This is a genomic window from Methylobacterium trifolii, from assembly GCF_022179685.1.
Taxonomy (GTDB): Bacteria; Pseudomonadota; Alphaproteobacteria; order Rhizobiales; family Beijerinckiaceae; genus Methylobacterium; species Methylobacterium trifolii.
On record NZ_BPRB01000086.1, the window covers coordinates 1 to 12,283 of the forward strand.

Annotated in this window: 9 protein-coding genes, 1 tRNA gene and 2 pseudogenes; 1 reads left to right on the plus strand and 11 read right to left on the minus strand. The window is 68.4% G+C overall.

Going from position 1 to position 12,283, the window contains the following annotated elements:
- From COGEMETH_RS08475 to COGEMETH_RS08500, 5 genes and pseudogenes are all read right to left on the minus strand, one after another.
- Window positions 1–193 (minus strand): annotated as a pseudogene (locus COGEMETH_RS08475) (PhnA-like protein); the annotation flags it as partial.
- Between the two features lie 127 nt (window positions 194–320).
- Entirely contained in the window at window positions 321–824 is a 504-nt protein-coding gene (locus tag COGEMETH_RS08480; protein WP_238182164.1) for a CsbD family protein, read from the minus strand.
- Between the two features lie 58 nt (window positions 825–882).
- Window positions 883–1,083, minus strand: coding sequence for a CsbD family protein (locus COGEMETH_RS08485; RefSeq protein WP_238182165.1), 201 nt, complete (start codon window positions 1,081–1,083; stop codon window positions 883–885).
- 52 nt (window positions 1,084–1,135) lie between these two features.
- A pseudogene (locus COGEMETH_RS08490) lies at window positions 1,136–2,067 on the minus strand (helix-turn-helix transcriptional regulator); the annotation flags it as partial.
- 479 nt (window positions 2,068–2,546) lie between these two features.
- A complete protein-coding gene (locus COGEMETH_RS08500; protein ID WP_373875332.1) occupies window positions 2,547–2,753 on the minus strand; it encodes a response regulator in 207 nt (68 codons plus the stop codon).
- Window positions 2,754–3,098: 345 nt separating this feature from the next.
- On the opposite strand from COGEMETH_RS08500, the gene COGEMETH_RS08505 reads away from it, so the two are divergent.
- Window positions 3,099–4,727 carry an inorganic phosphate transporter gene (locus COGEMETH_RS08505; protein ID WP_238182166.1) on the plus strand — a complete coding sequence of 543 codons (1,629 nt, stop codon included), beginning with the start codon at window positions 3,099–3,101 and terminating at the stop codon, window positions 4,725–4,727.
- Between the two features lie 86 nt (window positions 4,728–4,813).
- On the opposite strand, the gene COGEMETH_RS08510 is transcribed toward COGEMETH_RS08505, so the two are convergent.
- The 6 genes from COGEMETH_RS08510 to COGEMETH_RS08540 form a co-directional block, all read right to left on the minus strand.
- Complete coding sequence (locus tag COGEMETH_RS08510; RefSeq protein WP_238182200.1) at window positions 4,814–5,026, minus strand: hypothetical protein; 213 nt, start codon at window positions 5,024–5,026, stop codon at window positions 4,814–4,816.
- Between the two features lie 456 nt (window positions 5,027–5,482).
- Window positions 5,483–7,051, minus strand: coding sequence for a PepSY-associated TM helix domain-containing protein (locus COGEMETH_RS08520; protein WP_238182167.1), 1,569 nt, complete (start codon window positions 7,049–7,051; stop codon window positions 5,483–5,485).
- 95 nt (window positions 7,052–7,146) lie between these two features.
- Window positions 7,147–9,687, minus strand: a complete 2,541-nt coding sequence (locus tag COGEMETH_RS08525; protein WP_238182197.1) for a TonB-dependent receptor — start codon at window positions 9,685–9,687, stop codon at window positions 7,147–7,149.
- A gap of 165 nt (window positions 9,688–9,852) precedes the next feature.
- Window positions 9,853–10,788: a FecR family protein gene (locus tag COGEMETH_RS08530; protein ID WP_238182168.1), complete on the minus strand. Its 936-nt coding sequence runs from the start codon at window positions 10,786–10,788 to the stop codon at window positions 9,853–9,855.
- A gap of 98 nt (window positions 10,789–10,886) precedes the next feature.
- Window positions 10,887–11,396, minus strand: coding sequence for an RNA polymerase sigma factor (locus COGEMETH_RS08535; RefSeq protein WP_238182169.1), 510 nt, complete (start codon window positions 11,394–11,396; stop codon window positions 10,887–10,889).
- 683 nt (window positions 11,397–12,079) lie between these two features.
- A tRNA-Pro gene (locus COGEMETH_RS08540) sits at window positions 12,080–12,157 on the minus strand.
- Between the last annotated feature and the right edge of the window lie 126 nt (window positions 12,158–12,283).

Consider the following 12,283-nt stretch of genomic DNA (forward strand, 5'->3'; position numbering starts at 1 on the left):
GGTTGTCGGCGGCCACCGGTCCGACGCTCGACAGGCCGACGCCGACGCCGACCATGTTCAGGATGACCTGGGTCACCAGCGCGGTGGTGGCACCGGCGAAGATGGCGCCCCAGGAAACCTGGTTCAGCAGGACGGTGCGGGTGTCGGCCGCAGACGCGGTATGGGAGGTCGCAAGAAGAGGGGAAGTGGACACGTACAGATGCTCCGGGTGGTCGGTCGTCCGAGACGTTCGGTCGTTCGAGAGGCTGGCAGGGGGTGGAACTCTTGGAGCCGACCACGCCGTCCCGGCGCGGTCGGACCGATCAGTCACGGGCTGCGGATCAGTCGCGGCCGTGGATGAGAAGGCCGAGGCCGTAGCCGAGCAGGCCGGCCACGAGCAGCGCGGCCATGGGGTGCTCGGCGATCTGGTTGGTCGCCTCGCGGCCACCCTGGCGCAAGGTGCGGCCGCCGTTCTCGTAGGCGTCCTCGGCCCGGTCGTAGGCCTCGCGGCCGGCGCTGCGGACGTAGCGTTCGCCGCGCTCGTAGGTGTCGCTGGCAGCCCCCTGGGCACGGCGCACGCGATCCTCGACGTCGTCGGACCCGACCAGACCGCCGACCGTGTCGCGAACCTTGCCTCCGATGTCGCGGGCGGTGTCGGCGACGTGCTCGGCAACGTCGCGCACTCTGTCCTTGGCTTGGCCGTAGAGGTTCTCGGCCGTTCCCTGTGCCTCGCGGGCGCGGCCCTCCACCGAGTCGCGCTCGGACCCGGTCAGGTCGCCCACCGCGCCCTGAACCTTGCCGCCGAGCTCCTTGGCGGCGCCGGTGATGCGATCCGTATCGACCATGTCGTCGTTCCTGTGTTCGAGTGTGATGGTGTTCGTGTGACGCGACGCCTGGCCGAAGCTACGACTCGGGGGTGGTCTTCGGTTTCACGTCGGACTTCGGTAATTGCTGCTGAGATTTGCCTTCGGCCTCGACTTTGGGCTCGCCGACCAACTTTCCGATGGCTTCCTTGATCGAGCCCCTGATCTTGTCGGAGGTGTCGGTCGTTTTCTGCGCGGTCACGGGGTGCTCCAGAGCCTGGGCGATCGACACACGGCTCACTTGGCCCGCCTTTCCTGGCGGGCAATGATGCAAACGTACCAGTACAATGATTTTATTTGCTCAGGTCTCGCAAAAGAAACCCGTTGTTGCGGCCCCAGACGATGGCCTCGGACCGCTTGTGGACGTCGAGCTTCGGGTAGAGCGACGCCGCGTGGTTCCGCACCGCGTTCCTGGACAGGTTGAGCCGCTTGGCGATGGCCTCGTCCCCGAGCCCCTGGCAGATCAGGTCGAGGATCTGGCGCTCCCGCACCGAGACGTTCGGGACGATGCCATCCTTGTGGTCGGTCCCCGGCCGGCGCAGGTTGGCGAGCTTCTCGATCAGCCCGCGGCTGAACCAGGAGGTGTCGGCCATCACGGCCTCGACGGCCTCGAACATCTCGCGCTCGGTATGCTTACGCTCGGTGATGTCCTGCAGGACCATGAGGGCGAAGGCCTCGGAACCGATCTCCACCCGCTCGGCCGACGCCAGGCAATCGAAGTCGGTGCCGTCCTCGTGCCTGAGGCAGACCTCCAGCCCGAGCACGGAGCCGGTGCGCGCCACCGCCGACTCGAACCTGATCCGGGCGGCATCGTGGACCCAGAGCCCGAGGTCCGCCAGCGAGCGCCCCGACACCGTGTCGGCGCCATAGCCGAACACGCGGGTGAAGGCCTCGTTGACGCCCGTGACGGCGAAGCCGTCGGCGCGCGCGCCAACAGGGTCGGCACCGGGGTCATGTGGAACGCCTTGGCGAAGCGCTCCTCGCTCTGGCGCAGGGCCGTCTCCGCCTCCCGGCGCAGGTCCAGGTCGGCGAAGGTGAACAGCATGCAGGGCTCGTCGCCCAACGCGATGGGCTGTCCGGCGACGATGACGTAGCGCGATCCGCCATCGGGCAGGTCGAGGCAGGCTTCCATCTGCGGGATGGTGCCGGCGCTGTCGAGCCGCGAGATCGCGAGGTCCCGGCGGCGGGCCCCGGCCTGCCGGTCGTGCTCGCGTCCGGCGACAGCCATGTGCCGGCCGAGGAAGGCGCGCACGGCTTCGAGCGCCTGCAGAAGCCCTATTCGGCAGACCAGGTCTTCTCCACCCTTCGCCAGGTCATCCGAGGCCGGCGAAAACGGAAGTCCGCAGGACGGTCCCGCCGTCCGGCCGAACCGGTCTCGCCGTGATCCCGTGACCCCGATCCCCGGCAGACGCCACGGTCGGGATCGCCGCATCCCGGGAGCGTCGCCTGGCGCCGGGAAAAAGATCCGGGCCGGAGCCGTCTCGCATTCCCGCGGCCGCCGTGGTCGTGAGGGCGAACGCCGTGGGCAGCACCACCGACACGGTCAGGGGTCCGGCCAACGTGGCCGCCGGCAACGAGACGCAGGGCATCGGCAACGCGACCGACCCCGACAAGCTTAGAACCGAGGGCAACGCGCCGATAAGGTCACGGGCAAGGCGTGATGGTTTCGTGCGGGTCGGCCATGCCCCCACTGGCATCGCCGGTTCAATCGGCGCGGTGGATCGCGTCGATGACCTGGGACGCCCGGTAGGGCTTGGGCACGAACAGGCCGTGGTCGGGCACCTCCCGGTCCGCGAAACGGTGGCGTCCGGAGGTGAGGACGAGGCGGATGTCGGGCCAGCTCTCGTTGACCCGTTCGGCCAGGGTCACCCCGGACATCGAGCCCGGCATGTCGACGTCCGTGAACACCACGCCGATATCCGACCGCCGGTGCAGGATGGCCGAGGGCGACCTCGTCGTCCGGCACTGTCTGCAACACGGGCCGGGCGGCAGCACGACGCGGCCACGGACATTGTTCGGCTCGATGGCGCCGGCGGGATCGTGGAGCACTGGGACGTGCTGCCGGCAGTGCCCGCGTCGTCCGCCAACGCCAACGGGATGTTCCCTGGCGAGATCGAGCAAACGTCCTCGGACCTTTCGGTTCGCGAGTTCAGACAGGACCGGGATGAATGCGCGGATCACGCCTGGACAGTGTCACCCGGACGTCATGTCGGAACCTTAATCCCCAGGGAACCAAATAAATTTTCGAAAGCGCCCATGTCCGACGCGATCCTGGCTCCGACCGGCACGATCGGGCATGAGGCATCGGGCAAGCCCCGGCTCGACCACGGCATCCATCCAGGCGGCGTCATCGCCTTCCTGCTCGTGCTCGTCGCGGGCCTCGGCTATGCCGTCTTCAGCCTGATCGCCGACATGAACGCGGTGCACCAGGAGCCGCTGGCGCTCGGCGCCTTCGCCCTCCTCGGGCTCGCCCTGCTGATCGCCCTGGGCTTCGAGTTCGTGAACGGGTTCCACGACACCGCCAACGCGGTGGCGACCGTGATCTACACCCATTCGATGCCGCCGCTGGTCGCGGTGATCTGGTCCGGCACCTTCAACTTCCTCGGCGTCATGCTCTCCTCGGGCGCGGTGGCCTACGCCATCGTCACCCTGCTGCCGGTCGAGCTCATCCTCCAGGTCGGCTCGGGCGCCGGCTACGCGATGATCTTCTCTCTGCTCCTGGCAGCCATCCTCTGGAACCTCGGGACCTGGGCGCTCGGCCTGCCGAACTCCTCCTCGCACGCCCTGATCGGCTCCGTGCTCGGCGTCGGCCTCGCCAACCAGCTCATGGGCGGCCAGGACGGCACCTCCGGCGTCGACTGGACCCAGGCGTTCGGCGTGTTCAAGGCGCTGGCCTTCAGCCCGCTCTGCGGCTTCGTCGCGGCCGCGCTCCTGCTGCTCGCCCTCAAGTTCACGGTCCGCCGCAAGGACCTGTACGAGGCGCCCAAGGGCGACGCGCCGCCCCCGCTCTGGATCCGCGGCGTCCTGATCCTGACCTGCACGCTGGTGTCATTCTTCCACGGCGGCAACGACGGCCAGAAAGGCATGGGCCTGATCATGCTGATCCTGATCGGCGCCGCACCGACCGCCTACGCCCTGAACCGGACCATGAACGCCGACGCGACACCGGCCTTCGTCCAGACCTCGCAAACCGCAAGCACCGTGTTCGCGAACTACGCCGGTGCGGGAGCGCGTCCCGACGCCGCCCAGGCCCGCAAGACGGTCGCCGATGCGCTGAAGGCGAAGGAGCTCAACAAGCCGGAGGTGTTCGGTGCCCTGTCCGCACTCTCGACCGACATCGCGGCGTCGGTGAAGGGCTACGGCTCGCTCCAGCAAGTGCCCGCGGGGGCGACCTCGAACGTGCGCAACGACATGTACCTCGCCTCCGACGCGATCCGCCTGCTGTCGAAGTCCGGGGCGACATTGTCCGAGGCCGATGCGAAGACCCTGAAGGGCTACACCGAACTCCTCAACGAAGGTACCCGCTACATCCCGAACTGGGTGAAGGTCTGCGTCGCCCTGGCCCTCGGCCTCGGCACCATGGTGGGCTGGAAGCGCATCGTCGTCACGGTCGGCGAGAAGATCGGCAAGACCCACCTCACCTACGCCCAGGGTGCTTCGGCCGAGATCGTCGCCGCCGGCACCATCGGGCTCGCCGAACTCTACGGGCTGCCGGTCTCGACCACGCACATCCTGTCCTCGGGCGTGGCGGGCACGATGGCCGCCAACGGCTCGGGCCTGCAGGTGGCGACCGTGCGCAACATGGCGCTGGCCTGGGTCACGACGCTGCCGGCCGCGATCCTCATCGCCGGGACGCTGTTCTTCATCCTGCGCCACGTGTTCTGAGGCAGCCTCGGACGCGGGACCCGGCTCGGCCCAAGGCGCCGCCAGCCTTGTCCCGTCACCCCGGCGGCGCATCGCTCATGCCACCGTCACTGCGCGGGCGTAGGTGATCCGGCCTCCGTGCCGGCCCGTTCGTCGAGGATCTCGTGCCCGGTGGCGATTTCGTCGAGATCGCCCGGCGCGTCCTGCAGGTCGTCCAGCGCCGAGAGGAACGCCGTGTGGCGCTCGGTGGCCTTCCAGCCGGTATGGAGGCCGGCGAAGAACGCGGTGCCGACGGCGGCGATCGGGGGCCGATCTGTCAAGCCGGCCTGCGCCGGGTCTGCCGCCAGCTCTCGGTCGAGATCGTCAAGCAGGCCGATCGAGCCGAGGGTTTTGCCGTGCTGCCCGCGCGCCGGATCGTCGAGCGCACCATCGGATGGCTGAACCGCTGCCGGCGTCTGGCCAAGGATCGGGACTGCAAAACCTCAAGGCACGGGCCTTCCTCCTCCTGGCCTCCATTCGCCTCACGACGCGAAAGGTCTGTCAAAAAACGATATGGCGCCGGACAGATTTCAATAATATATTTTTTATTCTATGACCTTAATTGCAAATTCCTTACTATGATTTCTTACATCCATTGTCACTCGTATCGATAAAACAATCATCGATCATATTAAATTCGGTCACAGAAATCGAATTAAAGATCGTCCTAGCCGAATGTCCCGTTTTTGCCCATTCTATAGAGAATTCAGCATGGGACGGAGACCACGAACACGCTTTCAGATCGCGCGGAAAGGTTGAGTCGGTCGCCCTGTGGCGGTGCGCCGTGCCGACCGATACGGAGCAGAGCGCAAGACTTTGCTGGCGGCGACCGCGAACAGGGCGGAGAACATCAGCATCGTTCCGTCGAACCATGCGAACAGCGGATCGCCGCCGGAGCGGCGCAAAGGGTGCTCGGCCACCATCAGGATGTCGGCCGCGACCACGGCGAGGGAGAGGATCGACGCGGCGGCCAGCGCCTCGAACCACGCGCGGCGCGGCGGACGCGCGAGCGGGAGCAGCGCGGTGACGATCCAAGCACCGAAGAAGGCGCGGATCTCCCAGTCCGGGCGTTCGGCGAGATCGACTGCCAGGAGCCGGTTGGCGAGGAAGTAGACGGCCATGGCTATCGGCAGGCCCGCGATGGTCCCGACGTTCAGGGCCTGGACGAGCCGCAGGCCGAAGACGGTCCGCTCGCCGGCCTGCGGCAGGCGCGCCACCGACCAGAGCACGAGTCCGGTCGCCACCATGGCGCACCCCATCAACCCGGACAGGAAGAACAGGACGCGCAGGACGGGGCCGGCGAACTGCGCTTCGTGCAGGCCGAACAACGTGGCCACGGTTCGATTCGCCGGCTTCAGCGCACCGGCCGTCGCCGCCAGGAGCGCACCCGTGGTGCCGTCGAAGGCGATCTGAGGGTGCTCGTGCGAGAGTCCGTGCGGCGCCTCGAACATCGCGATCACGGTGGCGTTGGCGTCCTGCGGGTTGCGGATCGCGATGCGCTCCAGGGGCTCCGGCCGCGCGGCGAGGGCCTGCGACACCATCGGGCCCACGGGGGCGAGCGTGCCCGGCCGCCTGGCGGGCGGACGCACCGGGACGAGCTGGCCGCTCTCGGAGAACAGCGCCTGCGCGTCGCCCTCGTAGGCCACCGTGACGCCCCAGGGCATGTAGGTCAGGCCGAGGATGACGAGGCCCGTGTAGGTGATCATCAGGTGGAAGGGCAGCGCCAGCACGCCGGCGACGTTGTGCGCATCGAGCCAGCCGCGCCGGGGCGACCTGTCCCGCCGGAAGGTGAAGACATCCGCGAAGATGCGCCGGTGCGTGATCGTGCCGGAGACCAGCGCCACCAGCATGATCATGGAGCAGATGCCGACGATCCAGCGGCCCCAGAGCGGGGCCATGTGGAGTTCGAAGTGGAACTGGTAGAGGAAGTCGCCTCCCTTCGTGTCGCGGACCCGCGCGGGCGCGCCGGTGTCCGGATCGAGCAGGACGTGGCCCGGGGGCCGGCCGGGGGCGTTGCGCCAGAACAGCTCCACCACCGGCTTGTCGGGCCGGGGCGGCGTGATGAACCACGCCCGCGCGGCCCCCGCATGCTCCCGCAGGTGGGCGACGCCGTGCTCGACAGACGCCGCGAGCGCCTCCGGTGCGAAGGCCTGCCGCGCGACGAGTTCCGGCTGCATCCAGCGTGTGATCTCGGCGCGGTAGTAGCTCGCGGTGCCGGTGACGAAGACCGCGAACAGCACCCAGCCGACCACGAGGCCGGACCAGGTGTGCAGCCACGCCATCGATTGCCGGAAGCCGCCGCGCATGGACCGTCCTACCGGCCGCGGCGCGGGAGGGCCGTTCGCGCGCGCCCGCCCATGGCGACACCGCCGCCGAGGCGGGGCTTCCGCGAGCCGCCCACCTAGAAGTCCACGGAGGCGGACAGGATGAACGTCCGCGGCGCTCCGACGGCGAGGAAGCCCCGGGCGGCCGACGCCCAGTAGGAGTCGTCGAAGATGTTCTCGACGACGGCCCGCATGACCACGGGCTTGCGGTTGATACCCTCGAACACGTAGCGCAGGCCGGCATCGAACCGGGTCCAGTCGGGGACGGACTGCGTGTTGGCCTGATTGTAGAACATGCTGCTCGTATAGATCGCCCGTCCCGTCACCGTCAGGCCCGGCGCCAGCCACGGCGGCAGGTCGTACTCGCCGTAGAGGTTGAACGCGGTGTCGGGCACGCCGGGCGCGGCCCGCCCGTCGAACTGGCCGCCCACCGTGTTGACCAGTTTCGCGTCGATGAGGGTGAGGCCGCCGAGCAGGCGCACGCCCGGAAGCGGCTCGCCGAACACCGTGAATTCGAGCCCCCGGTTGCGCTGCAGGCCGCTGACGGAGAAGCGCCGCGTCGCGGGATCGGTGAAGCCGTTCGGCTGTTCGATCTCGAACAGCGAGGTCGTCAGCGTGACGCGACCGAAATCGTACTTGGCGCCGACCTCCTTCTGCTGGCTCACCACGGGGGCGAACACTTCGTTGGAATTGACCGCGAGGGCGGGCGCGGTCGGACCGGGATCGAGGGACTCGATGTAGTTTCCGTAGAAGGAGAGGTTGTCGAAGGGCTGGATCACGGCGGCGATGGTGGGGCTGATCCGGCTCTCGAGATAGCTCGTCGCCAGCGTGCCCTGCGTGGGACCCGGACGGGTGGCGTAGCTCTTCAGGTCGATCTCCTGGAAGCGCGCGCCCAGCGTCAGCAGGAAGCGGTCGTCGCCGAGCGACAGGGTATCGGCCACGGCCACGCTGCGCGCGTAGAGTTCCGTGAAGAGGGGCTGCCGCTCGGAGCGGGGGAACGCGATCGTGGGGACGGACCCGCGCGGCAGATCGACCGGATCGTAGATGTTGGTCTGGAACACCGGCAGCGCGAAGGGCACGAACCCGCGCGAGAAGTTCTTGTTGACCGCCTCGACGGCCGCGACGTTGAGCCGATGCCAGACGAAGCCGGTCTGGAACTGCGAACGCAGGCCGACTTCGCCGGTGAAGCCCTGCAACTCCAGGGGCTGGACCGCAAGCGTGTTGGTCGCCTGGCCCGTCGGGCGCGTCACCTGATAGGTCGAGGTCAGGAAGTCCTCGTTGTAGCGGCTGAGGCCGCCCGCGGCGTAGAGCGTCGTCTCGGGCAGCAGGTCGAACTCCATCCGCCCGGCGGCCATGTCGTAGCGGCTGTCGTTGTACTCCACCGACGTCGCGGTGTTGCGGCGGTTGTTCGGCGCCCGGGGCACGGCGATGTTCGGCGCCACCGAATTGAACAGCGAGGTCGGCGCGGTGATGTTCTGCGTCGAGTGGTTGAGGTCGAGCGAGGCGCGGAACCGGTCGCCGCGATAATCGAGGGCCAGCGCGGCGACGCCGACCTCGATCGCGTTGCGGTCGAGCGGCGTGGCGCCGGTGCGATAGGCGCCGTTGAAGCGCACGCCCCATTCCTTGAACGTGCCGAAGCGGCGTCCGAGGTCGGCATGCGTCCAGATCTGCGCATCGCTGACATAGGTCGTCGTGATCCGCGTCAGCGGCTCGTCGAAGGCCCGCTTGGGGACGAGGTTGATCGTGCCGCCGGTCCGGCCCGTGCCGCCGCTCAGGAGCGCGGTGGGCCCGAGCAGGATCTCGACGCGCTCCAGGCCTTCCGTGAAGCTGCGGCGCGGATTGGCGATGTAGAACAGGCCGTCGAAGGCAGTGTCGAGGTTGGTCACCGAGAAGCCGCGGATGAAATACGAATCGCGCTCGCTGTAGGGCGGGGCGTCGTTGCGCACGGACGGGTTGTTCTGCACCACGTCGGAGACCGAGCGCGCCTGCTGATCGGCGATCAGTTTTTCGGTGTAGCCCGTGACGCTGAAGGGGGTCTTCAGGACCGAGCGGTTGCCGAGAAGGCCGACCCGGGCGCCCGACCCGACCTGGCCGCTGGCATAGGGGACGGGCGGCTGTCCGACGGTTCCGGATGCCGGCGGCAGGCCCGCGGCGACGGTCCGGTTCGCCCCCTGCGCCTCGACGCTCAACTCGCCGAGCGTGACCGTACTCGCCGGTTCCGTGGCGAGCTGGACATAGCGCGGGTTGACGAGGGTAATGGTGGACGGACCGACCGCGCGGTAGGTCAGGCCGGTGCCCGTCAGGATCTTGCCGAGGCCGTCGAGGGGTCGGAACGCGCCTTCGACGCCGTTCGTGACGAGCTGCGCGGTCAAGTCGGTCGGATAGACCAGCTTGATCTTGGCCTGTTCGGTGAAGCGCACCAACGCCGGTTCGAGCGCGCCTCTCGGAACGGACAGGGCGACGTCCGCGCCATCCTGCAGGGCCGCGGGCTCGGGGGCGAGGGCGATGATGCTCGCCCGCCCTCTCGTCCCGGGCTGCCTGCGCTTCTGATCCTGGCTCTCGGCCTCGGCAGGGACCACCGCGAGCACCGACGCGCCGGCGAGGGCGATCCCCGCCACCCGCTCACGCACGCGCGCCCTTGCAAATCCACGCTCTCGCGTCGCCATTCCATGCCCCGTCATCTGCAAAAGAGGGCGGCACGCGTCGCGTCGTCTCGTCCCTCGCAGATGAAGATCAACGAGGCGTCGATCTCCTGACGCCCGACGGCAGATTTTTTCCATCGCTCACGGCCGCGACCCGACCAGGACGAGGAGCGGGGTCAGGCGCGTGACGCGCAGCCCCATCGTCGCGGCGATCGCATCGATCGCCTCGTCGGTGTCACGCGGGTCGAAGGCGCCCGTGACGCGCCGTTGGCCGGCTCCGGCATCGAGCAGGACGATGCGTCCGTGGCGGTAGCGCCCGAGTTCCTCCAAGACGGAGGAGAGCCGTTCGCCCGAGAAGACCAGGCGGCCGTCCCGCCAGGCCATGGTCCGGTTCACGTCGGCCTTGACGACGGCGAACGCCGCGTCCTCCCCACGGCGAACCGCCTCGCCGGCCGAGACCGGCCTGTGCCGGCCGGCGACCGCGACATCGACGCTGCCTTCGGCCACGCCGACCACGCCGTCCGCCCGGACGAAGAAGCGCGTACCGACGGCGCGCGCGCTCACCCCGCCGCCGCGCACGACGAACGGGCGCCGCGGGTCGGGGACCACGTCGAAGGCGGCCTCGCCGCGCAGGAGTTCGACCCCGCGTTCGGTCTCGGTGAACTGCAGGGCGACGGCCGTGTCGGTGTTCAGGTCGATGCGGCTGCCATCGGCCAGGGTCGCCCGCGTGATGTCGCCGACGCCGGTGCGCAGATCCGACCGGAGCCGATCGACGAGGCCGAACTGATAGCTCAGCGCCGCGATCAGGGCCGCCGCGGCGGCGATGCCGGCGAGCCCTTTCGGTCCCCTCCGGCGCTCCCGAGGATCGGGGACGTGGCCCAGCTTGCGCCACAGCCTGTCCATCTCGGCGTGCGCCTCGCCGTGGGCCGGGTCCGCCGCCCGCCAGACTTCGAAGGCATCCCGATCCCGATCGGTCGCATCGGGCGATGCGAGGCGCGCGACCCATCCCGCCGCCGCCTCGTAGACCGGGTCCTCGTCGTCTCCACCGCGCGCATCGGTCCTATCGCCGTCGGCCACAGCTCCGCTCCCTCCGGGTCCTACCGAGGCCCGGACGGTCCAGCCCTGCGTCCCCACGGTCTCAGATCAACGAGGCGCTCAACTCCTGACGTCGATCCTCAGAGAAGATCGCGGCAATGGCGATGGCAATGCAAGAGGGCCTTGATGAGATGCTTCTCGACCATGTTCCGGCTGATGCCGAGACGCGCGGCGACCTCGCCGTTCGGCAGGCCGTCGATGCGCGCGAGCAGGAAAGCCTCGCGGCACCGGGGCGGCAACGCGTCGATCGCAGCGGCGAGACGCTGCAGGTCCTGCCTGGCGATCACCTGCCGTTCCGGCAGGGCATAGCCGTCGACGAACGCGGCCAGCTCCGCGTCTCCGACGGCCTGGAACAGCCGGTCTTCGAACCGCTGCCGGTTCCGCATCCGCGAGGCGACGTTCCTGGCGATCTGGAACAGGAAGGCGGAGGGTTGCTCGACGCGCGTGCGCGAGAGGGCCGCGAGCATGCGCAGATAGGTTTCCTGGTGAGCGTCGGCGGCGTCGGACGAATTGCCCAGGCGGTGCATCAGGAAGCGCTGGAGCTTCGCACCTTCGCTCCGATGCAGCGCATCGATGGATATCGGCTGCATGACACCAACTCCGGCCACCTCGGGATCGTCGCGCTATTGCTGAATCACGGCGCGGTCGATCAAGCTGGCGGAATGCAAATTATGCAAGCGTTTCAATAGTTTATAAGATTTCTAAAATGGCTGCCCCATCCGTTCGCAAGCCGTTGTGTTTCTGTCTGAAACACTGTGCGGGCGGTTCGTGCGAGCCGATCCGGACCAGCAGCGAAATGACGTCTCCTGTTGCCGCAAGAGCACACCATGGACCTTCCGAAGCCGGGAACCCCGTCGCCGGACTCGGCACGCGCGCGGATTCACGGCCTGCGGTGTCTGCTTGAAGGCAACGTCCGCCCGAAAACGATCCGATAACGGTTCACCTGCTGCAGGCCCTGCAAGTGATACCAAGCCTCGGATCTCGATCACTCCGGCGGGATGGACAGTTCAGGAAGACCACGATCGCGTCCTCGGGACGGCCGATTTCGATCATGTCCTTCAGGATCGGGAGGGACGGGCGCGCGAACCTCGGCGCGGCGCCGAATGGCCCGCCCGCCTCCGCCGCGAACGATACGGGGCGCGAAAACACCGTGAGTGGAAACGTGGCTGGTTTCTGAGGACGCCGGCCCGCCATGCGCGGTCCGTTCCGGCTGGGCCCCCTGCCCTTCGCTGCCCCGGCGAAGGCGAAACGCCTTTATCGGCAAGGCGTTTAATGGTCGGAGCGAGAGGATTCGAACCTCCGACCCCTAGTCCCCCAGACTAGTGCGCTAACCGGGCTGCGCTACGCTCCGACGCCCCAAAGGGCTTGCGGGTCTTAGCTTTCCGCCCTGGGCCACGCAACCCCCGCCCCGGCCGTCGCGGCAGCAAAACGCAGCCTTTGCGCGAACGCCCGGCATGATCCCACGGAACCTACGGCC